The 22,835-nt window shown below is 39.5% G+C and carries 18 protein-coding genes and 1 pseudogene; all 19 read right to left on the bottom strand.

The features are described from left to right. Positions 1-9: 9 nt before the first annotated feature. The 19 genes and pseudogenes from murJ to rplS all read right to left on the bottom strand — a co-directional run bounded on the left by murJ (position 10) and on the right by rplS (position 22,828). Positions 10-1,539: a murein biosynthesis integral membrane protein MurJ gene (gene murJ / locus G7062_RS08725; RefSeq protein WP_166065536.1), complete on the bottom strand. Its 1,530-nt coding sequence runs from the start codon at positions 1,537-1,539 to the stop codon at positions 10-12. 9 nt (positions 1,540-1,548) lie between these two features. Continuing rightward, a complete protein-coding gene (gene murB, locus G7062_RS08730) occupies positions 1,549-2,433 on the bottom strand; it encodes a UDP-N-acetylmuramate dehydrogenase (RefSeq protein ID WP_166065537.1) in 885 nt (294 codons plus the stop codon). 55 nt (positions 2,434-2,488) lie between these two features. After that, positions 2,489-3,202 carry an IMP dehydrogenase gene (locus G7062_RS08735; RefSeq protein ID WP_166065538.1) on the bottom strand — a complete coding sequence of 238 codons (714 nt, stop codon included), beginning with the start codon at positions 3,200-3,202 and terminating at the stop codon, positions 2,489-2,491. 1 nt (position 3,203) lies between these two features. Then, positions 3,204-4,589, bottom strand: coding sequence for an LCP family protein (locus G7062_RS08740; protein WP_166065539.1), 1,386 nt, complete (start codon positions 4,587-4,589; stop codon positions 3,204-3,206). A 71-nt stretch (positions 4,590-4,660) separates the two neighbouring features. After that, the gene (rpmF, locus tag G7062_RS08745; protein WP_166065540.1) at positions 4,661-4,807 is read right to left on the bottom strand and encodes a 50S ribosomal protein L32; all 147 of its coding nucleotides are present in this window, start codon (positions 4,805-4,807) and stop codon (positions 4,661-4,663) included. A gap of 14 nt (positions 4,808-4,821) precedes the next feature. Beyond that, positions 4,822-5,334: a DUF177 domain-containing protein gene (locus tag G7062_RS08750; RefSeq protein ID WP_166065541.1), complete on the bottom strand. Its 513-nt coding sequence runs from the start codon at positions 5,332-5,334 to the stop codon at positions 4,822-4,824. A gap of 147 nt (positions 5,335-5,481) precedes the next feature. Further along, positions 5,482-6,777 carry a PTS sugar transporter subunit IIC gene (locus G7062_RS08755; RefSeq protein ID WP_166065542.1) on the bottom strand — a complete coding sequence of 432 codons (1,296 nt, stop codon included), beginning with the start codon at positions 6,775-6,777 and terminating at the stop codon, positions 5,482-5,484. A gap of 30 nt (positions 6,778-6,807) precedes the next feature. After that, positions 6,808-8,241 carry a 6-phospho-beta-glucosidase gene (locus G7062_RS08760; RefSeq protein WP_166065543.1) on the bottom strand — a complete coding sequence of 478 codons (1,434 nt, stop codon included), beginning with the start codon at positions 8,239-8,241 and terminating at the stop codon, positions 6,808-6,810. A gap of 126 nt (positions 8,242-8,367) precedes the next feature. Next, positions 8,368-9,096, bottom strand: a complete 729-nt coding sequence (locus G7062_RS08765) for a MurR/RpiR family transcriptional regulator (protein ID WP_166065544.1) — start codon at positions 9,094-9,096, stop codon at positions 8,368-8,370. A 416-nt stretch (positions 9,097-9,512) separates the two neighbouring features. After that, the gene (locus tag G7062_RS08770; protein WP_166065545.1) at positions 9,513-14,333 is read right to left on the bottom strand and encodes a SpaA isopeptide-forming pilin-related protein; all 4,821 of its coding nucleotides are present in this window, start codon (positions 14,331-14,333) and stop codon (positions 9,513-9,515) included. A gap of 164 nt (positions 14,334-14,497) precedes the next feature. After that, positions 14,498-15,028 (bottom strand): nucleotidyltransferase family protein, encoded by a 531-nt coding sequence (locus G7062_RS08775; RefSeq protein WP_166065546.1) that lies wholly within the window; start codon positions 15,026-15,028, stop codon positions 14,498-14,500. Between the two features lie 403 nt (positions 15,029-15,431). Continuing rightward, positions 15,432-16,316: a site-specific tyrosine recombinase/integron integrase gene (xerA, locus tag G7062_RS08780; protein WP_371741421.1), complete on the bottom strand. Its 885-nt coding sequence runs from the start codon at positions 16,314-16,316 to the stop codon at positions 15,432-15,434. Beyond that, complete coding sequence (gene trmFO, locus G7062_RS08785) at positions 16,300-17,589, bottom strand: methylenetetrahydrofolate--tRNA-(uracil(54)-C(5))-methyltransferase (FADH(2)-oxidizing) TrmFO (RefSeq protein WP_166065549.1); 1,290 nt, start codon at positions 17,587-17,589, stop codon at positions 16,300-16,302. The genes xerA and trmFO overlap by 17 nt, the downstream gene beginning before the upstream one ends. After that, entirely contained in the window at positions 17,570-19,609 is a 2,040-nt protein-coding gene (gene topA, locus G7062_RS08790) for a type I DNA topoisomerase (protein WP_166065550.1), read from the bottom strand. The genes trmFO and topA overlap by 20 nt, the downstream gene beginning before the upstream one ends. 17 nt (positions 19,610-19,626) lie before the next feature. Continuing rightward, entirely contained in the window at positions 19,627-20,355 is a 729-nt protein-coding gene (gene dprA / locus G7062_RS08795; RefSeq protein ID WP_166065551.1) for a DNA-processing protein DprA, read from the bottom strand. 73 nt (positions 20,356-20,428) lie between these two features. Then, positions 20,429-21,043, bottom strand: coding sequence for a ribonuclease HII (locus G7062_RS08800; RefSeq protein ID WP_166065552.1), 615 nt, complete (start codon positions 21,041-21,043; stop codon positions 20,429-20,431). Further along, positions 21,028-21,861, bottom strand: a complete 834-nt coding sequence (gene ylqF / locus G7062_RS08805) for a ribosome biogenesis GTPase YlqF (protein ID WP_166065553.1) — start codon at positions 21,859-21,861, stop codon at positions 21,028-21,030. Before ylqF ends, G7062_RS08800 begins: the two co-directional genes overlap by 16 nt. 4 nt (positions 21,862-21,865) lie before the next feature. Then, positions 21,866-22,431: pseudogene (gene lepB, locus G7062_RS08810) on the bottom strand (signal peptidase I). A gap of 49 nt (positions 22,432-22,480) precedes the next feature. Beyond that, on the bottom strand, positions 22,481-22,828 hold the full coding sequence (gene rplS, locus G7062_RS08815) for a 50S ribosomal protein L19 (RefSeq protein WP_166065554.1): 348 nt from the start codon (positions 22,826-22,828) through the stop codon (positions 22,481-22,483). Positions 22,829-22,835 lie beyond the last annotated feature (7 nt).

Here is a 22,835-nt window from a genome sequence, read left to right on the forward strand (position 1 = left end):
TATGATTTGTTAACGATTTATGAAACTACCAACTAAGTTCAATACAAAGCGTGTTCTTAGTGCGATTAGACCAATGATATAGGTTAATCCAGCAACAGCAATCACAACAATTGTGCCCATTTTACCTGGCATGAACCCAGCAATCGGACCTTTTACTAAAAGTGCAACGATTCCCATAATAAGGGATGCCGCAATAATCTTTAAGAGATCACGAATAATAAACTGTGGATAAACTTTCCCAATCAAACGCTTCGCGCTCTTGTATATTGGGAAACAGGCAATAATTGCGGACAATGAATACGCAAATGATAACCCTGCAAGTGGTTGACCAAAGTAGCCGAACACACGTGTGAATATGAACATTCCAATTACAAATGTGATACTGACTAAGACAGTGTTCTTCACTGGTGACTTCATGTCATGATAAGCATAATGTATTCTAAATAAGAGTTCTCGAATTGCCATGGCAAATAAGACAAGCGAATCGAATATAAAGATTGGAACGATAATATCAATATCAGCAGGTGTCATTTTCCCATTTAGGAATACAAACTCGACAATTTCGTGAGCCAAGGTAACAAACCCAACCATGGCTGGAATTACAAAGACCGAAATCATGAGGACTGCATCATTAATTGACTTGTTGATTTTCTTATTATCACCCTCTACAACATTATGCGCTATTGTAGGGTAAGTAACATTCAGAATTGCTGAAATGAAGATCCCCGATACAAAACCAATCAATTTCGTAGCGTAAGTCATATAACTATAACCACCGGTTCCGTCTGCATGCAAACCGGAGGCATAGTTCTTCATGACAATATCATTGAATTGTCCAAGGAAAGCGGACAAGAGCAATGGTAAAGCCAAGCTAATCATAAGACGTAAATCACCATCTTTGAAGTCAATAAGCGCATAGTATTTAAAGTCTGATTTAATCATATATACGATAATAATTACTGCTTGTAACAATAAAGCTGCCAATTGACCATAGGCAAGCAACATAATATTGCCAGTGGATCGTGATAAGAATATTGCCGCAATAATTACGATGTTTGCTGGAAGTGTAACGAGAGCTGGAATAATAAAATTCTTTTTAACATTTAAGAAACCAGTTCCAAGTTGCACAATCGCAATTGAGAAGAGGCCCAAAGATATAACCCGCAAGAACGGTACTGCATACGCTACCGCTTCTGCGGATAGTTTCGATGCAAATATAAAGATAACAAATTCTGGTACGATGAACATGATGAGCATCATGACAGCACAGAATACAAGCATGATATTCAAAACATTGCTTGTGAATCGATTGGTACGTTCTTTGCTTTCTTTACTTAATCGCGTCAGCATTGGAATAATTCCAGTTACCAAAGCTGCTCCAACCACCGCAAGAACACTGGAAGGAATTGTATTCGCTAGGTTAAACGCATCTGTAATCGCACTAACACCATATGTGCTCGACATCGCAATATCTCGTCCAAAACCTAAAATTTTCGACAAGATTGTAATAAACATTACAACGATTGTTATTTTTTTCATAAATTTCCTCTACTTAATGACTCGCCATTCTAATTCTAAATCAACATCATATTCATCTTTAACACGTTTTTTGCATTCATTGATCACAGCATGCATATCGGCAACTGTTGCATTTCCAACATTAACAATGAAACCAGGATGTTTTTCTGAAACCATTGCATCGCCAACTTGGAATCCACGGAGTTTAACTGCATCAAACATCTTCCATACATAAAGGGAGTTCCCCTCTTTGTCTTTAGGTCGTTTAAACACACTTCCAGCATTCGCAAAATTACGTGGTTGCTTTACATAGCGTTCATGACGATAATAGAGCATTTTTTCCAATGCTTCGTTATAATCACCTTCACGTGCCTCCAATCCGGCACGAAGAATAAATACAGGCATTTGCGTTAACTTTGAGTGACGGTACGCAAAGAAATCCTCATCGGGAATAATACGCTCTACAGCATCCGTTTCAAAATTATAGACATCCACCCATTTAACATATTGCCCAATAGCATATTGCCATTGCCCTGCATTCATAATTAGTGCACCACCCATGGTTCCTGGAATATCTTCACAGAATTCAAGACCCCCTAAGGATTGTTCACACGCAAACCACGCCAGACGATTCAAACGCGTTCCCGCTTCAGTTACGATTTCTCCGTTTACGAGTTCAATATCATTGAGTAAGATTGTAACAATAAATACGGTGTTTTCATCATAGTGATCACGATCAAACATCATGTTGGAACCATTACCAATAATTACAATTTCGCGATCTTTGAAGTCACGAAGTGCAGCCACCATCCCCTCAACGGATTGTGGTAAAACAACAAGTGCAGCTTTCACATCTAATCTTAATGTGTTGTATCGCTTCAATGAAGCATCTTTCATTACAAAATATTCAGTCATAAGAACTCCTTTAATAGATTATTAGTCAACTGTAAGTGTACACTTTTCTGGGTGATTATTCAAGTTCGCTAATCAATTTCGGCATATCTGCAATTGTAAGAATTCCTAAGGGTTTTTCATTCACAAATCCCCGTGTTGTAATTACCATCGCAATCATCACTTTACCGTTCTCATGCAGTTTATTATAGGTTGCGATCGCATCGTATAGCGTCGTAGTTTCTGGGAGAAAGAGGACGCGGTCGTCATTTTCATAAAACTCCAAAACATCACTCACACGCAATGTTCGCAAATCCAATGATTTGAATGCGTAATTTTCAAGAAGCCGTTGATACAACCGATTGTGAAGCAGTCCAACATATCTCTTGTCCTCATAAACGGGTACGGCAGAATAATTATATTGCTTTTGATCCTTCAGTACATCTGACAGCAAACGGTCAGCTACCGTACTGTAAACACCATCTAGGGGCAAGACATCCTTGAACGTTTTTGGTTTTTCAAGTTCCCCAAGAATATGGTCCATACTTTGAATCACTGAATCGTGCGGCTCAGCAATCGCCTCGTTGTTGCCTGCGCGATTATGAACAATCGCATTTCGGAGTTGTCCAAACTCTGTCAGTTCATTGATATAGCGAGCAACCACTTTATGTGTTTTCGCTGCCATATGAACCATCTGAGCAAATCCCACATTGGGTGTGTCCAAGTAGTCTTTTAAATACATCTCAATCTTAACGAATCCATCTACAAATTGACGTGAATTTTTTGTGTCCATGTTATTCCTCCAGAAGTGGTGTCATGATTGCTGTGATTTGTTGCTTTATTTCATTGAGGCTCTCACTATCAGGCCAATAAACATAGTACATGTATTCTGAGGACAACGTATGAACAGGTTGCATATCACCGCTTCCTTTTAAGTTGTTTTCTTTGAAACTCCACACCGTATCCCCACTAATTTGTCGGGCAATGAGTGTCGAGAGTGTCTCCGTACTTAAATTTGTATCAACAGTATTTTGTAGTAATACAGTCATTTGAGGTAACTTTGAAATGTTTTCTGGTGATATTAATTTTTGAAAGATTGCTTTGATGAGTTCTTGATGATGGATGCCTCGTGATACATCACCATAATCAATATTTGAACGCTCTCGAGCAAAGATTAAGGCTTCTTCTCCATTTACGTGATTCTTTCCAACTTTAAACGAAAGACCACCATCTGTCGTGAAATCATAATGTGATACGACATCAACGCCACCTAAAGCATCAACGATATCAACAAGACCTGTAAAATTAAGACGGATGTAATAGTTTATATCGTGACCGATGAGATTTTCCATTGTTTTTACAGAACACGATATGCCATACAATCCTGCATGGGTCAGCTTGTCCATTTCTCCACCCTCACAGCCAAGTGGCAAGTAAGAATCACGTGGAATCGATACTGTTAGTATTTCATGTGTTTGCGGATTAACGGCCAAGAGCATGTTCATATCACTGCGCGAACGCGTAACAACGTCTCCAAACACATCAATACCACTTACGTAAACTAAGAAAGGTTCATTGGTTACATCGACATCCTTAACTATTGATTGCCGTTGCTCTGTTATATTAAATTGATCAACAACCACAGTATCCATTTCAAAATCAGGCTTCAAGAAAGCAATATCAGCCACAAAGCTGCTTTGCGTTAGAATCCCGTCAATGACACCATCATAAAGCGCATCCGCAAGTTCAAGCGCATCCGCATACTCGATGATTTCGTGATCAAGATATTCAGGTTTTACACCCGAAGTCTCATCTTCACCATCATGCAGACGTACACCATAAAAACCAACCTTATCTGTCGGCTCTACAGTTTTATTGTCTTTAAGGCGTAAATAAACATACTCCACCAACTCATATTCTTTACCGGATGAAATATTATTCACCATAAATTGGGAAAAGAACACACCCAAAGCAACTACCACAATTGAGGCAGCCAACGTATATCGCCAGATTTGCTTTTTGGTCACAATCAAAACAATCATTGCCACAACAACAGTTATCAGCAAAATGATGAGTCGATAGGTGACAGGAATGAAACGCATAACCAATAAAGCATAGCCTAAAAGCACAAATGCTACGGATAAAAGTATGGTTCCAATCCGGTTCGAATTCTTATTCATAGTAACACTCACTTTCACAATTAATCCCATAAAATCACATAAAAAAATCTTGGAGAACCAAGACTATTTTATTATTTAACCTCAGCGCGGTCTACGCGGTGGGGAACTTTCCATTCTCCTGTTTGAGGATCTTTAGCTAGAGTAACTCTAGGTAATTTGTAGTGTGTTCGACGGCTATTTTTTCTAGCTTTCGAAGTACGTCTTTTTGGAACTGCCATGTTTTCACCTCCGTTTATTCAAACTTGAAATCTTTTAATTTTGCAAGTCTTGGATCAATTGCTTGATTCTTTTCTTTTATATAATCTTCTTCAGTCATCACTTGCCAACCATCACCTTCTGGATATTCTTCCAAATCGGGATGAATCGCTTTAAGTGGAACTTCTGCTAAGATTGCATCCATTATGTATGGAGTCAAATCAAGTTCTTCACCATCAACTTCTTCAATACCTTCATCCTCTGGACCTAACGGTTCAAAGCTAAACACTTCACCCAATCGAAATGAGAAATCAATATCGAATGGTGTTAATGTAATTGCGCAAGGTACTGTCATTATACCATCTATTGTAAGATCGGTAATAAATCTTGATGAATGATCGTCATAATAACCATGACCCACTGCGAAGATATCACGTAAAGCAGTGACACGTGAAGAGTCTTTCTGTGGACCTAAATCAATGACAACTTCCTCATCAATATTGATGCGTTGCGTTGTTAATCTATCTAAATCACTTCTTATAAACTTCATGTTCTCACCCTACTTTTTAACGCTACTTAATTATAGAGAAAACAAGCGGTATTGTCAAACGAAAAGAAGTGTCTTCAGCGATGAATTTTAGAAACTGGCACGATTTAAAAGAAATCCCTGTAAGTATGCTTACTTACAGGGCATTTATTATGCTTGTGATGCTGCTTCTTGTTCTTCTTTGATATTCATCCGATCAATTTTCTTAATGAATGGATAATAAACGAAGAATGACAACGTAAGATTAAATAATTGTAAAAGCGCAAGCTTCCATCCCCCAACAAGGAATCCTGAAATAATAGGTGGTGTGGTCCATGGTGCAGTGACACCACCAAAGAGTGGAACAAGACCTGTATACTGAGCAAAGTAGAGAATGAGTCCCGAAATGATTGGCATCGCAATGAATGGTACTGCCATCAAAGGATTCAACACAATTGGTGTTCCAAAAATGATGGGTTCGTTGATATTGAACAACGCTGAGACAACACTTAACTTTCCAATCTCTTTATTTCGTGCAGATTTCGCGAAGAATACCATGAAGATAACAATACCAATGGTCATTCCCGCACCCGTGACAGTCATATATTGATCCAAGAATTGCTGTGTTACGATGCGCCCACCTGCTGCAATGGTCAATTCATGACCTGCATCAAGTATCGCTTTATTGTTAAGTGTATTTGCTTGTAGGATTGGCCCCATGATGCCACCAACAATTGAAGACCCATGAATTCCAAAAAACCACATAAATGGAATAATGAATCCCATCATAATGACACCACCAAGACTATCTGTCATACCCTCAAGTGGGATTTGGATAAAGCGATAGATAGCATCTAAGACCGTTGTATCACCGAAATTCTTAAAGAGTCCATATACGATAACGGATAAAACCATAATAACAATACCAGGAATAAGTGCAGCAAAGGAGTTTACAACACCGGATGGCACACCTTCAGGAAACTTAATACGGATATCATTATTAAGGAAATAACTGTAGATCCAACCAACGACCAATCCAATGATAATTGCGGCAATCATACCACGACCGCCTGTCCATGCTTTGTTGATAATACCGCCCACTTCAAGACCATCTTTCACAACAAATGATTCTTGCAGTATTAGAAATGATACAAGTGCAAGCACTCCGGCATTCAATCCAGCATGTCCTTCATTTTTTACATACTCATAAGCGATTCCAACGACACCCACAATCGCAATTATATCGAATGTAGCACCTACTGCTTGATTCATCGGTCCAACAACGTTCATTGATTGTAAGAAGTCCACGACGGGTTGCCATGGGAAATTAGTTAAAATTAAGAATATCGAACCTAAAATTGTTAAAGGCATTGTATATAGCATACCGTTACGTAATGCCAAAATAGCCTTTGTGTTTACGAACTTCATAATGCCTGGCATTAATTTTTCATTAAAGAACTTGTCCATATTTCTCCTCCTCATTGTCGGGTTTCCCCTTTACAATACATCACCATGTGTCGCAATGACGTTTCGATACCAATCGAATGACGACTTGGGGATTCGTTTGTACGTTCCCGTCCCATCATCACTGCGATCCACATAGATAAAACCATAACGTTTACTCATTTCACCCGTTCCCGCGGAAACAATGTCCAAGGGACCCCAGGTTGTATAACCTATAATTTCAACACCATCTTCAACGATTGCATGTTTCATCTGTATGATATGTTCACGCAGATAGTCAATACGATAGTCATCACTGATTGTGTTGTCCTTAATAACATCGTGTTCACCATAGCCGTTCTCAACAACAAACAACGGAAGTTGATAGCGATCATACAACCAGTTAAGTGCATACCGGAATCCAACAGGATCGATGGCCCATCCCCACTTCGAAGTTTTGATGTAGTGGTTTTTAACCAACATACGCGACTCATCATAATCAAATTGTGGATTATCGTGTGGGTTCGCAATGGTAAACGACATGTAATAACTCAACCCGATATAATCGACTGTACCTTTACTTAGAATATCCAAGTCCACATCCGTAATATCAAGATTAAAGTTCTTCCGTTCAAAATATGCAATCATGTTTCGTGGATATGCACCACGTGCATGCACATCGGCAAAGTACAGACGTCTTTGCATCGCAACCGACGCAAGCATGACATCTTCTGGTTTGCTTGTATTTGGATAGATTGGACACATTGCAACCATACATCCAATTTTGAAATCAGGGTTTATTTTGTGTCCAATACGAACTGCAAGGGCACTGGCAACCAACTCATAGTGGGCCGCTTGGTACATTGCGCGTTCTCTTTCAGAATCATCATGAATACGAAGTCCTGAATTTGTAAAGAGCGCAAAATCTGATTTGTAATTTGTCTGATTGTTTATCTCATTGAAAGTCATCCAGTATTTTACTTTATGTTTGTACCGCTCAAAACAAACTGTTGCGAAATTTGTAAAAAAATCAATACACTTCCGATTACCAAATCCCCCGTATGCTTCGACAAGATGATATGGCATTTCGAAATGCGCTAAAGTAATGACGGGTTCAATCCCTAAACGAATGCACTCATCGAATACATCGTCATAAAATTTAAGCCCCTGCTCATTCGGTTCAGCTTCATCCCCTTTCGGAAAAATCCGTGTCCACGCAATACTTGTACGAAACGCCTTAAATCCCATTTCTGAGAAATATTCTAAATCTTCCTTATAATGGTCATAGAATCGCACAGCATCATGATTGGGGTAGTACATACCATCAATCACACCGGCGGTTATCACACGTTCTGAACCATGCTTTCCACCACTCATCACATCAGCGACACTTATCCCTTTACCATCACGATTCCAAGCACCTTCTGCTTGATGTGCCGCGATAGCCCCACCCCATAAAAAATCTTCAGGGAATTTGTCCAAACTCATTCCGTTTCTCCTTCCTTCTGTTATCGCTTACATTATAGGTTGTGATCCAATGACGAAACAATACTTCAGAGCCTTTCAGTGACAAATTCTACATCTTGTGACAAAAAAAACTGGATTCACCAGTCTTTATTGGGTGGCATTTACTTCAAAGATACGTTTGGCAATGGATTCAAGAATATGAACAACAGGCACTTGAGATGTTAGATTTACATGATCCGCCTTCACTTCCAAAGGTAAGTAGTAATTAATGTTTAAATCGGTGATTTTCGCAATGGTATTATTTCCAGAATTTGTGATGGAAATAATTGTCGTGTGCTCATTCTTCATTTGGCTGATTGCCTGAATCATCTCTTTGGTTTCACCACTTACTGATAAAGCAATAATAACCGTTTCGTCTTCAATCTTAATGGGGAAGAATGGGTCATCGATGTATTGCGTAAACTTTCCAATATTAGAAAAGTAACGCGATGCATATTTCGCAAGAATCCCCGAGGTTCCGATACCCAAGAGAAAAACCGTACTTGTCTTTGCGATAATTGTTGCCGCCTGATCAATAACGGTATTAAAGGCTTCATTATCAATGCGTTTAAAATACTCGAGAATTATATCTGTATTCGTACGCAGATGTGTTGGCTCCGCGTTTGTTAATTGCATTTTGGCGTACAACTTAAACTCGCTGAATCCTTGAAAATGAAGTTTCTTACAGAAACGCAGGATTGTTGTGGTTGACACGTGCGCTTCGTGTGCCAATTCACGGATGGTCATGGTCAACACATCATTTTGATGGGCAACAATATAATTATACAAATCCAACTCTAAATCATTCAAGGTTGCTAAGTCATCGGCATTGAACATTATGGTCCCCTCAACTTTCGTTTTAATAATATCATATCCGTAAGTGCTTACACAATTCCGAATAAGAAAAGCTCGTACCTGGGGAGATACGAGCTACGGTTCACGTATTATAATGGAACCTTTTCTTTATCTTTGGGGAAAGAATTACATGATAAGTATATGTCATTCATTGGGGTATGAATTAGGAGAAGAGTTATCATGCACGTAAGATATCTTTCTTACACCTAGATAATACACTTAATTTATGGCATGAATTCAACGTTCTTATGTTAAATTATGTGATACAAAAGGAAAGGAACACGCCTACGTTTCTCAAGCGTAAGAGTGTTCCTGAATGAATCACATGACTGGTGGTTTATTTCATTGGAGAGCCATCATGTGCTGCTCAATTTCTCCACGAGGATATTATACACGGTTTAGTGTGTGGTTTGTGAATCATTTTTATGTTTTTTGATGCGTATCGTTAGAACGACAATTCCCAGTCCTAACACTACCATATAAAGACCATTTACATTGTTTCCAACGCCAGCACCTGGCAGACCGGGTTCGCCGGGATTTGTCGGTACCGTTGGTACAAGAGGAATATCCTTGCGGTTAATTAATGTTCCAAGATCTATAATCACTGCCTTTGTACTTGTATCCGCAATCTCGAATTGGTGCACTGTGCGATCAAGAATAAATCCTTGTGGTGCTTTTGTTTCCACAAGTTTGTATTTTCCAGGTTTAAGCTGTGAAGCTGTTCCCCTTCCTTGCGCATCCGTCTTAATGATATGCGTGATACCATCAGGATCGGTAAGCGTGAACTCTGCATTCGCGAGTGGCTTTCCAAATTCATCAACTTTCTTAAAACGCAATTCACCTTGGTAATTCACCAACGTGCCAAAGGTCACGGTTTGTTTTCCTTCGTATTGTGCATCAATTGTGAAGGCATGAATTGTTGGATCAAGAATGTATCCAGGGAGCGGTTTTGTCTCTACCAATGTGTAGGTACCCGGTACAAGACCATCGACCTTAGCCGTTCCGTCCGCTTCAGTAACAATGATGGTTTCGATACCATTCGCATCGGTGAGTGTAAACTCTGTACTTCCAAGAGGTTGATTAAACGCATCAACTTTCTTAAATTCCAATGCGCCCTTATAGTTTTTGAATCCAAAAATTCGCTTCACAGCTGGAAGGCCAACGGCATGCGTATCAATTGTGAAATATGCCTTCTCTGTTGTGAGTACATACCCTGTCGCACTTGCAACTTCTTCAAAATAATAATCACCAGGACTTAAATCAGTAACATGCGCAATCCCTAAGAAGTTCGTGTGAATACCTGATGCTACTTCAATGTCACCCGTAGGGTCAACTTTCATAACACGGAACTCAACATTACCAATTGGCAAGTTCTTTTCATTCACTTTGTAGATACTTGCACGCCCCTGATAGTTCTCCGTCTTTACCACAACAGGCTGTCCCGTACCGTTTGCTTTGATGTCGATACGGAAGTATACTTTCGCATCATTGAGAACCAAACCAGATCCAACAGGCACTGATCGTTCTATAAAGTAGTAATCACCACCTGAGAGCATCTCAACAATAATCTGACCGTTACTGTCGGTTACATAGGTTCCCAATGACGTTGCAGGAGCATTTGGATCAAACCTGCTGCCATCAATTTTGAATAATTCGTATGTCGCACCCGCTACATTTACAACAGCGTTATTACTTAACGTCTTATGGGTTTTCCATAATGTTACTTTTGTTTTCTCATTGACTGCTTCGTAGGTTGTAATATTCGTTTCTGGTGTGCTCGCTGTATTGTTGACTCTAATTGGGACACCACGTGCTAGAGCCTCACTGATAACATACCCTGCAGGAGCCTTAATTTCACGTAAAATATAATCTCCGGATGTAATTGCTTCAAAAGCAATTGTTCCATCTGCTGCCGTTGTTGCTGGCCCACGCCATACGACACTACCATCTGCAGTCAACAATTCAAATATCGCGCCTTCAAGTGGGTTACCACTGCTATCTTTCTTCGTGACAATGATAGATCCTCGGAATCCATTTCCCGTTCCAGAACCTGTTGATGATTGAACAACAATAAAGTCGTCATCATCCCCTTCGATAATTTGGGTGTTCTTGCCTTCTATCGCAATACCATTGGAAACTTGATTGCCATTAATCTCATCGATTACTGCCGAATACTTCATCACATATGGTGATGTCAGTGTTTGCAGAAAGTGAATTTCAAAGGTTTGAACGCCAGTTAGCGGGTCATCATTGAAAATAAGAGTATAATCTGTGCCCTCAACAAGGACTTTGGTTGTGTCAATGGTTACCGCGCCCTTGTTATCTACTTTTGTACCAAAGAGTTTGATTGTATCTTTGAGTACCCTTTGGTTTGTTGATGGTGTATCACGAATAATGGCATCTTCTATCGTTGATTGACTGAAGTTAATATTGACAGTCCAGTCAACATTCTCACCATTTTGTTTTCCAGATTTCGCAATATGATTTCCCCCATTTGGGACTGTAACCTTACCATCGAGTGGATAATCTTTATCTCCATCGTTGAATATTGCTGTATTGGTATATTCTTTCTCGACTGTCTGTCCATCCAATGTCGTAACAAATCGTAATGCAATGTTCCCTTTTGCACGGACGAGATCGAGCAGTGTCGTGATTGTTATTTTCTCTCCAAGTCCATTTGCATTATCAGCAGGAACTATATCAAGTTTGTAAATGGTCCCTTCTTCTAAAGGATCATCTGCATGATCGATAATTTTTCCAGTATCATCAATCGTGTAATTGAACAGAATGACGGAATCTTCTTTGAGTGGCATAAATGGAAGTAGCTGGTCAACAATCGTTGCACCGGCTTCCAAAGTGCCATTGTCTTGGTTATAGTTTGCATAAACAGTCCATGTTATTTCTTTGGTAAGTGGGTTGTAGACAGCTGTCTTTTTCCCATTGTTGTTGACTTCTGTTGGAAGTTCTACATCTTGACCATCATTCGAATTGTGTGGTGTAGAATTTTCACTTTCCCATGAAATCTCAGCATTGTTTGTATAGTGTGTAATTGGCAACCCATTTTCATCCGTGAATTGGAATCCAGTGTCATATGTCATTGTAAGCTGTTTTGTAACTGTATTTGTGAATGCAACGGTAAAGCCAAGTTGTGTTGCGGTTACAGTGTAGTCAACACCTTTATTCAGAACAACACCATCTTCATCGACAATTTTTAAACTCGATTCAAAGAATTCCATTTGTGAACTGCTAAATGTATCGGTCACTACAAGGTTTTCCATCTCGTAGCGGTCTTTATTTAAGAGGATGGTCCAATGCATGACCTTATCACGGATATTGACATCCGGTTTTCCTTTAGTAATACCACCTTGTGTAATCTTTCCAGATTCACCCGTCGATGTCATTCCCTCTGCTTCAACTTTATTTGTAACGGTTTGGTTTTCATCAATAATGACGCCCGGTTTTGGGTAGGTTTCATATTTGATTTCAATCGGTTTGGTGACATCATTTGCCATCGTAATGGTCATTTGCTCTTGACCATTGACTTCAGCAACGGACACACTGTAATCATCAGGGCTAACTAACTTACGCCCTTGTGTTTGGTTTCCATTTTCATCAATGATAATCTCATACAATGTGAGTGTATCGAGATCATATACAAACCCTTCTTGCATCGTGTCTTTGATCACGGCATCTGCTTTTTGGATATGTTTCTCATTGAAATTGTATTGAATGGTCCAATCAAGACGGTGCCCTTCTTTTTCATCTCCTACTGATTTAGCAAGTGGTTTGCCATACTGTGTGCTTACATTAGCATTTGTACTACCACTTACACCATCACCAACTAAGGTTGCTGAGTTTCTAAAAGTTACACTTCCCTCTAGGTTTTCTGCGTTTACAATTTCTGTATCAAATGTAATGCGATAAGCAGAATTGATGTCATTCTTAAATCCGACAGAGAATCCCCCTTCTGCGTCAAAAATGATCTCATACTCCGATGGATCGACAGCAGCACCTTCTATAACCGACCCATCGACATTGACACCAAGATGCACAACTTTAATACTCGATTGAATTAGTTTTAATGCATCATTGCCACCAGCAGCAATAATATCTTTGACTACAGCATTGTGAATGAGTTCTTTATTTGTATTAACATCTATAGTCCATTGAATGTCTTTTCCATTGTAAGGAATCAACTCGCCGGATTTTTGAATGTCTGTTCCTTCATTTGGAACAAGTGAAATGGGAACATCAATGCCTTCCCCTACGGGGAATTCAATAACTTGTTCGGTATTCCCTTCAATTTTCTCAGTATCGAGCTTCGTATGGACTTCCATTGTCCCACTTACACCCTCTGACACACCTGTGGCAGCAAGATCATTAAACTTCATAACCACATGCCCATTCAGATCAATATCGAAACGACCATAGTCATCCAAGGTCCCAGAGATTGCAGTATAAATTTTAAACTGTTCTGGTAAATCGAATTCATAAGTATCATTTTCAGAAAGCACGAATCCTTCTGGGATCTCCCATTCGAAGAGAATGCTTACTTCCGCATCTGTTGGTACAGGATTATCTGGAGATATTTCATTTCCATCTTTATCGACAATCTTGATTGAAGTAATGATTGGTGTCACTGTTGGAATTACAGCATACGGAGATACTACCACTTGTGGTTTTGCTACCTGTGGTTCTGCTTCAATCGGTTTAACAACAGGCGTTTCTATGGTTGGCTCAACAAATGGTGTATACGCGATAACCCATGGCGTTTGTTCCACCATAAAGATAAGCTCTGGGACACTATTCGCATCACCAAAATAAGTCACAGGAATATCAAGAATCGCGTTCCCTATCTGGCTTGGATTATCAATAACTACAACACCATTCAGAATTGAATAGTTTGCGATTGTCTCACCCGCATCATTAACAAGTGGTACTGACACTTGATTTGAAACAATCAACTGACTTGGTAATGAAACGCTAAGTTCATATGGCGCTGGTTCTGTTGTCGTTACTGAAATACGAACAACAAGTGGCGCCTCATTTTCGAGAACAACGTCTTTATCAACAAGCACCCCATCTTTCATAACTGCAATATTATCAATTGACATTGATCCAGTATTTGCAGCAACAGGTTTTTGTTGCGTAAATACCTGCACAGCAACAAACAGTGCAACGAGTGTAAGTCCTAAAATTCTCGTTATTTTTTTATTCATTGTAAGTCCCCCTTGTCATAGATTAAGTGTCTCTATCTGTTTACATAATATCATTATCTTTTCGTCACAACATTTGCAATGCCTATTTAAAACGCGTTTGTATACATTATGTATGTTTTGTGTACTTTGAAGTAAGTTGACAAAAAAAAAGAAACCTTGAGGTTTCAAAGAATGCTTAATTGTGGCCATCGATTCGTCCACGTTTTTTTTATTATCCGTTGACGGTAAAGTGAATAGCCAGGCTCATTGGCATACATTGGCGTTGGTTGGATGATAAAATTGCGAATATCATCGGTTCCATATGGAGCAATCAAGTGCACATCGCCATCTTTTAAATAAGCTCCAATTGCGGTGCAACGTTCAGGAAACGATGCGAGCGCATCGACTACTGAAGTATAAGGACGCTGCAGAGGATTATGTATGTGCATGTACACTTGATTCTTTACTTCCCACTCATATTGAGGATAACGACGTTTCAAATCTGCTTGAATTGTCGCATTCATTTCATATGGGACTGCTGGATCATAAAAGACAACATCGACATCACTGACAATTTGTGGATTCTGATCTGAGAAAACATCCCAAAAATAATTACGAATGGTTCCTGCACACAAACACCCTTGTTCAAGATTCAACGCCTCAATGATCCTCAATATATGCATGATTTCTAAATTTTCTTGTAATAGTTTTTCCATGAACCTATTATACCAAAAAAAGAAGCCATTATCGGTGACTTCTCTTTTTATAATTTATAAGGGGAAAGAATATGTTCATAATAATCGAATTGTTATTCACAGGGGAATGAATATAGGAGAAGCGATTATTATGTCTGTAAGACTTATTATTTATCTTACAACGTAAGTATACATAATATTTATGTTAGCAATACGACAAGAACATGTTAGATTGTGTGATACATGCTACGGATAAATAAAACACCGTTTCCGGTGTCTTATTTATATGGGGAAAGAATATGTGTATGATTTTCAGTTATCTGATAGGAGAAGAAATTATCATACAATGTAAGTTATTATTATTTAACTTACACGCATAGTATATCGTGATAATGTGTCGATTATACGACAAGACAATGTTAGATTATGTGAGCGGTAATTGCTTCATCGCTTGATCGTATGATTCTTTGAGTCGTTGTAAGGACACATGCGTATAAATCTGCGTTGTACTCAAAGACTCATGTCCAAGAAGTGTTTGAACAACTCGCAGACTTGCGCCATTATCCAGCAAATGTGTCGCAAAACTGTGTCTAAGCATGTGTGGGTGGAGCTTTACGCGAAGGTTGGCCTGTTTCCCTAATTTCTCAAATATGTATTGAATTCCTCGAGAAGACATTGGTAAGCCCTGCTTGTTTACAAAAACATACGGATGTTCGCGGACAATCAGTTGTGGTCGGAACGTATGAAGGTATGTTTCAAGTTTTGGTGCCAATTCTTCATAGAAGAATAAAAGCCGTTCTTTATTACCCTTACCGATGATGGTTAGTGACCGCTCTGACATATTAATATCGCTGATGCGCAAATTAACGGCCTCACTAACCCGCAACCCACACGCATACATTAACTCTACAAGAACTTGGTTTCGAACACCCAAAGCATCATCATCGCAAGCCAAAAGCACTGCATTGATTTCATCATGCATTAAGAACGTTGGCAGTTTGCGATTTCTGCTTTGGACTTTGACCCCTGTGAATGGATTGGTCTGCGCACCATAGTTTAATTGCATAAACTTGAAGAATGATCGCAAAGAAGAAACCTTTCGCGCCACACTCGATGTAGAAAGCCCACCATCATACAGGTCGTTTAAATAACCATAAGCAATACTCGAATCTAAATTCAATATATCATCCTGCGAACCCAAGGAATCTAAAAACTGAGACACATCCCGTTCATACGCTTCTTTGGTATGAACCGAAGAAGTGTTTGTCATCGCAATGTGTCTCAGAAATTCATCAAGATAGTTGTTCAACTAAATTCTTTATATGTTCAACACTACGTGCTGACATCGCTTCGCGATCTTTAAGGCGGTTCGCAACAAGCCCAAAGTTCGCATTCATTGGTTGGAAATGATTTGGGTTTGCACTGGAAATATATTGTGCCATCGACCCCATCACAGTTTCCTGCGATAAACTAATTAAATCCTTGTCTTCAAGAAATTGCATCATATTCAGAGCAGCAAACAGACCACTCGCAGCCGACTCAACATAGCCTTCAACACCACTTACTTGTCCTGCAAAAAAGAGTGAGGGACGGTTTCGGTATTGATAGTGTTTGTTTAAAAGTAATGGCGACTTCAAATAGGTATTACGATGCATGACACCATAACGCACAATTTCAGCATTCTCTAAACCAGGAATCATTTGGATGATACGCTTTTGATCGCCCCATTTTAATCGCGTTTGAAAACCTACAAGATTATAAAGCGATCCAGCTGCATCATCTTGACGTAACTGTACAACGGCATAAGGACGTGTTCCATCAGGACGCTCAAGTCCAACAGGTTTCAGCGGACCAAAGAGCATGGTTTTGATACCACGTTTTGCCATTTCTTCAACAGGCATGCACCCTTCAAACACTTTAACATCTTCAAAATCACGCATGGGTGCTTGTTCAGCTTCCATGATTGCGCGATAAAAGGCATCAAACTGGTCACGGTCCATAGGACAGTTAATATAATCTTGGCCATCCCCTTTGTCATAACGTGACTTACGGTAAGCGATATCAAAGTTTACACCATCAATCGAAACAATCGGTGCGATTGCGTCATAGAAATACATTTCCGATTGACCCAGATATTCCATCAAATACTTCGAAAAGTTATCCGATGTCAAAGGACCTGTGGCAACGATTGTTGGCATATCATCCAATTCAGTAATTTCCCGATTGCTAATGGTAATATTTTCCATTGATCGAATTTCTTCAGAGACAGCTTCACTGAAACCAACACGGTCGACGGCTAACGCACTTCCAGCAGGAAGACGATGCGCTTCTCCCATTCGCATAATGATGCTGTCTAACATTCGCATTTCTTGTTTTAAAAGACCTACCGCATTGGTAATGTCATCAGAGCGAAATGAATTCGAGCAAACGAGTTCCGCAAAATTCTCACTAACATGAGCGGGTGTCATTTTGACAGGGCGCATTTCAACAAGTTCAACATGGTAACCACGTTTTGCGAGTTGATAAGCAGCTTCACTCCCTGCCAACCCTGCACCAATAACTCTAACTTGCGGTTGCTTCATCCTTTGTATCTCCCTCTTCTTTTTCTTTCTTTTTCTTTTTACTATTTTCATTTGGTTGTATGTAACGGCATTTTGGGAATGCTGAACAGCCAACAAACCATGTTCCATAACGACTCTTACGTTTTACAAGGTCGCTGCCACAGTCAGGGCATGATTCCCCTGTTTTCTCAGGTTCTGGACGTTTCTCTTGATCAAGGGCGCGATTATAGCGACACTCTGGGAAGTTTGAACATGCTACGAATTTTCCAAAACGACCAAAGCGGTATACAAGCTCTCCGCCGTCTTCCGGACATTTCTCCCCAACAAGTTCTGCTTCAACTTTTTCCATCTTATCATCAGCTTCAGCAAGCAATGGATAAAACTTATCAACAAAACGTTGCAATGCTTCGACGTTATTTTCATCACCCATGGCGATTTTATCCAGTTCATCTTCCATATTAGCGGTATAGTGAACGTTAATAATTTCCGAAAAGTGATCTTGTAAACTGTCGTTAGTCAAAATTCCTTGTTCAGTCGGTTTGAATACTTTTGTACGTGATGTTTCCGACACAGCACCAAAGGTTGCATAGGCACGGTACACAATCGTATCAAGTATCATGGAATAGGTACTTGGACGACCGATTCCCAATTCTTCCAACTCTTTGATGAGTCGCGCTTCAGTATAGCGTGAAGGTGGTTGTGTAAAGTGTTGGTTTTGTTCGATGTTACGGGCCGTGTATGCTTTCGCTTCATCAAGTTCACCAAGCATTTTATCGGTTGTTTTTTCATAATCGTAGACTTTGAGGTAACCATCAAATTTCAAAGTTGAACCACTACCATTAAAATCATAATCATTTTGTGAGAATACAACACTGACAGCATCATAAACAGCACCCGCCATTAAGGATGCCATGGTACGGAAGTAAATGAATCTGTATAATTTATACTCGTCTGGTGATAAATATTGTTTTACAGAATCTGGTGTACGTTGAATGCTTGTTGGACGAATAGCCTCGTGAGCATCTTGCGTATTGTCTGTTTTCTTACCAGCACGGTATTTTCCAACATATTTCTTACCATGTTCTTCAAGAATGTATGCTTTTGCATCACTCACAAACGAGTCACTCAAACGTGTTGAGTCAGTACGCATATACGTGATAAGACCTTCTGCCTCAGCACCCATTTCGATTCCTTCATACAATTTCTGTGCAACACGCATTGTTTTCTTTGCTGCAAAGCCAAGACGCGTTGAAGCCTCTTGTTGTAATGTTGACGTAATAAATGGTAACTTCGAATCTTTCTTACGTTCTTTCTTTTCAAGCTTTGTAATTTTGAACTCGCCTTGAACCGCATCAAAAACAACCTGCGCTTCTTCAGCATTCTTCATTTCAAGTTTTTTCCCTTTGAATCGTTCAGCACTTGTCTCAATGAGGTGGCCTTCATTTTCAAAGAAAGCAAGAACATTCCAGTATTCCTCTGGAATAAATGCATCGATTTCTTTCTCACGATCAACGATCAACTTCAATGCAACAGACTGAACACGTCCAGCACTTTTACTTTTAATCTTTGATTGCAACAACTTCGATAACTTGAAACCAATAATACGGTCAAGAATACGACGTGTTTCTTGTGATTTCACCAAGTCCATATCAATATGACGTGGGGAATCGAAAGCTTTTAAGACTGCATCTTTTGTAATTTCATTAAAGACAACACGATTGTCTTGGTCGATTTCAAGACCAAGCTCATCGGCAAGATGCCATGAAATAGCCTCACCTTCGCGGTCCGGGTCAGTTGCAAGATAAACTTGATCGGCTTTTTTAACTTTCGCCTTTAACTCTTTAACGACATCTTTTTTATCTTTACTAATTTTATACGTTGCTTCGAATGCATTATCAAAGTCAACACCAAGACCATCCTTACCACGTGTCGCAAGATCACGTATGTGTCCTTTAGAAGATACGACCTCAAAGTCATCTCCTAAATACTTCTCAATTGTCTTGGATTTTGATGGGGACTCCACAATTACCAAATTTTTCATACTTGTCACTCCTTATTTTATATATTGTATAAATCTTTCATGTTTGTCAACACTGTGGCACCTTCTTGAATCAATTGATTGCATCCAATGCCTGATGAATCCGTAATGGGGTGTGGCAAACATATAACTTCTTTGTTTAATTTCAACGTGATATCTACGGTACGCATTGTACCACTTTTCAGACGTGCACTCATCACAACCGTCTTTTCACCCAAACAAGCAATCAAGCGATTGCGAAAGGGAAAGAAGTGTTTCATCGGTCGGACACCTTCAGGATACTCACTTAATACAAGATGGTTACGGGCAATTTCATCCATTAAGCTGCGGTGTTCCGGAGGATAACAGTAATCCAATCCTGTGGCAACAATCGCAATTGTTTGATGATCCAATGCACTCTTATGTGCTTGTCCATCAATACCATAAGCAAGTCCTGAAACTATAGTATACGACATTTTTTTCGCATTCACGAAAATTTCAGTCATGTTCAAGCTATACTCACTTGGCCTTCGATTCCCGATGACCGCGATACATCGTGAATTTATCAATTCGATATTCCCCTTATAGAATAAAATATAAGGCGGACAATCCAATTGATAAAAACAAAGTGGGTAGTCACGATCACCCATGCAAAGGTAGAAACCCTCATATGGATAAGTTGGAATGGGCCGTTTATCAACAATATGTCGATGCATCTTAGCATAATCACCTTTGTAATGAATTGCAACATTTTTTATGTATTCACGCATTCTTTATCACCAATCATAAATAAGATAGCACATCGACAAATCCTAGGAATCATTCGTGTTTCGAAAAAAAAGACTAAATATCCAATGATATTTGGTCTTCATCTTTAAAACGGAATGATTCACGATGGACTGGTGAACGACCATATTTCAATATTGCTTCTTTATGTTGCTTCGTACCGTAACCCTTATGGTTTTTAAATCCATACTGTGGAAAGATGATATCGAGTTCAATCATAATCTGATCACGGATTGTTTTCGCAAGGATACTTGCGGCAGCAATTGATAACGAGCGCGCATCCCCTTTAATGATGGCCTCAAATGGTTTTGGAGCATCAATGAGCGGCATGGCATCCGTCAATACTGCATCACATGGTGCTGCAGACGCAATCCGCTCCATACCTTTTTGCGTTGCACGATAAATATTATCATGATCAATTGCTTCTGGTTCAATAATCTCAACCTGATACCATAACGCATTCTCTTTAATGATATCCACTAATTCCAAACGACGCTTCGCTGAGAGTTTCTTGGAATCATTGATAAGCTCGTTGTCAAATCCAATTGGAAAGACAACACCGCATACAACACAGGGTCCTGCCATTGGGCCACGTCCTGCTTCATCAATGCCAACGACTGTTTTATCTTCTGCCCAATATTTCGATTCAAACTCGGTTACAAGCGATCCCATGTGAGTCTTCCCAGTTTTCCATTTTGAACATCATTCAAGAATGTAATGCGAACTTTGTCATCATCAACTTCGCCACCTTCAGTCAACAAACCACGGAATGTCCCAATTTGTTGGTAAAAGTTATCATAGGAGGTCATGTTATATCGGTCTTTAAGGACTTCTTGTTTATTTTCAATCAAGTAATCGCGAGCATGATCCGTGATGAGCTCAAGTGGGTAGCCTGTGTCCTTAACAGAGCCAATAAGTGCACAATGAATCCCCATATCTTGGGACTCAAACTTAGGCCAAAGAACACCTGGAGTATCGACTAATTCCAATTCTTCGGACACTTTAATAAGTTTTAGTGCTTGGGTTACCCCCGGTCTGTTTTCAACACCAGCAGCTTTGCGTGATGCAATGCGATTGATAATACTCGACTTTCCAACATTGGGAACACCAACAATAAGTGCTCGTGATTGACGTGGACGAATCCCACGACGCGCATCACGTTCTCTTTTATCCTTGAGGACAATTTCTGATTTCTCTAATAAAAGTTTCTTTACCGCATCATGGATCACGTCAACAACCAATACAACATGTCCTTCTTCTTCCAAATGAGCGACCCATTTCTCTGTTTCCTTAGGATCTGCTAAATCTTTTTTTGTTAAAACGATAAGGCGTCTTTTTTGACCAATTGATTTTGAAAGTGCGGGGTTACGCGTTGAAAATGGTGCACGCGCATCGCGACATTCAATGACAAAATCAACAACTTTAATTTGTTCTTCAATTAAACGCATGGCTTTGGCCATATGGCCAGGATACCAGTGAACTTGTGACATCAAATCACCTTCCTACATGTCTTATTTTTGTGAATGGTAAGAATACAAAAACATCCTTACTCTTAATATCTCCTTTATTAAAGGCACCATAGTGACGTGAGTCACTTGATTTCTGACGGTTATCCCCATCAAGAAATACTGACCTTCAGGAATTGTGCGTGCAGGTAAATCATCGGTAAATTTTCGATCGTTTTCTCGTTTCCAATCATTTGCATAATCGTTATCAAGATACGGTTCTTCCACCGGTTCATTATTTACATATAAAATATCGTTGCGAAATTCAATGGTCTCCCCAGGAAGTCCAATAACACGTTTTACGATATATTTGTTTTGTTCTTTTAAATATACAACGACAATGTCAAAACGTTGAATTTCTGACATTTTAACGCCGAGTATGTTCGAAAATCCGGCTTCATGGTTATCCAATGTCGGATACATTGATAATCCTTCTACGCGGACAGGTCGTGCTAAAAACTGTGTAATTATGATTACAAGAACTAAGCTGAACGCCAAACTCTTGATAAAGTCTTTAATTAACAGTAAAAATTTATCATCTTTTTTTTCTCTCATGAACAATGCACCCCTTTATAATAAAGAAAAAGCCGTATAAATACGGCTATTAACGAATTTCTGCAATACGTGCTGATTTACCTGAACGTTCGCGTAGGTAGTATAGACGGCTACGACGGACTTTACCGCGGCGTAATACTGTTACACTATCAATGATTGGTGAGTGTACAGGGAATGTTCTCTCTACTCCAACACCTGATGAAATCTTACGAACTGTGAACATTTCAGCAATGCCACTTCCTTGACGTTTGATAACAACACCTTCAAACGCTTGGATACGTGTTTTTCCACCTTCTTGGATACGCACGTCTACGCGGACTGTTGTTCCTGAACGGAAAGCAGGAATGTCTGTACGCAATTGAGATTTTGTAATTTCATTTACTAAGTTTAATCCCATATCGAAT

Origin of the sequence: Erysipelothrix sp. HDW6C (genome assembly GCF_011299615.1) — a bacterium.
GTDB lineage: Bacteria > Bacillota_I > Bacilli_A > Erysipelotrichales > Erysipelotrichaceae > Erysipelothrix.

What these genes read in the sequence shown, in the direction of transcription:
- G7062_RS08800 (WP_166065552.1), bottom strand. Translation starts at nt 21,043, where the DNA reads ATGGGATCGCTTGTAACCGAGTTTGAATCGAAATATTGGGCAGAAGAT.
- ylqF (WP_166065553.1), bottom strand. Translation starts at nt 21,861, where the DNA reads ATGTCACAAGTTCACTGGTATCCTGGCCATATGGCCAAAGCCATGCGT.
- murJ (WP_166065536.1), bottom strand. Translation starts at nt 1,539, where the DNA reads ATGAAAAAAATAACAATCGTTGTAATGTTTATTACAATCTTGTCGAAA.
- G7062_RS08755 (WP_166065542.1), bottom strand. Translation starts at nt 6,777, where the DNA reads ATGGACAAGTTCTTTAATGAAAAATTAATGCCAGGCATTATGAAGTTC.
- rpmF (WP_166065540.1), bottom strand. Translation starts at nt 4,807, where the DNA reads ATGGCAGTTCCAAAAAGACGTACTTCGAAAGCTAGAAAAAATAGCCGT.
- G7062_RS08770 (WP_166065545.1), bottom strand. Translation starts at nt 14,333, where the DNA reads ATGAATAAAAAAATAACGAGAATTTTAGGACTTACACTCGTTGCACTG.
- G7062_RS08765 (WP_166065544.1), bottom strand. Translation starts at nt 9,096, where the DNA reads ATGTTCAATGCCGATGACTTAGCAACCTTGAATGATTTAGAGTTGGAT.
- G7062_RS08740 (WP_166065539.1), bottom strand. Translation starts at nt 4,589, where the DNA reads ATGAATAAGAATTCGAACCGGATTGGAACCATACTTTTATCCGTAGCA.
- trmFO (WP_166065549.1), bottom strand. Translation starts at nt 17,589, where the DNA reads ATGAAGCAACCGCAAGTTAGAGTTATTGGTGCAGGGTTGGCAGGGAGT.
- topA (WP_166065550.1), bottom strand. Translation starts at nt 19,609, where the DNA reads ATGAAAAATTTGGTAATTGTGGAGTCCCCATCAAAATCCAAGACAATT.
- G7062_RS08735 (WP_166065538.1), bottom strand. Translation starts at nt 3,202, where the DNA reads ATGGACACAAAAAATTCACGTCAATTTGTAGATGGATTCGTTAAGATT.
- G7062_RS08775 (WP_166065546.1), bottom strand. Translation starts at nt 15,028, where the DNA reads ATGGAAAAACTATTACAAGAAAATTTAGAAATCATGCATATATTGAGG.
- G7062_RS08760 (WP_166065543.1), bottom strand. Translation starts at nt 8,241, where the DNA reads ATGAGTTTGGACAAATTCCCTGAAGATTTTTTATGGGGTGGGGCTATC.
- dprA (WP_166065551.1), bottom strand. Translation starts at nt 20,355, where the DNA reads ATGCGTGAATACATAAAAAATGTTGCAATTCATTACAAAGGTGATTAT.
- rplS (WP_166065554.1), bottom strand. Translation starts at nt 22,828, where the DNA reads ATGGGATTAAACTTAGTAAATGAAATTACAAAATCTCAATTGCGTACA.
- murB (WP_166065537.1), bottom strand. Translation starts at nt 2,433, where the DNA reads ATGACTGAATATTTTGTAATGAAAGATGCTTCATTGAAGCGATACAAC.
- G7062_RS08750 (WP_166065541.1), bottom strand. Translation starts at nt 5,334, where the DNA reads ATGAAGTTTATAAGAAGTGATTTAGATAGATTAACAACGCAACGCATC.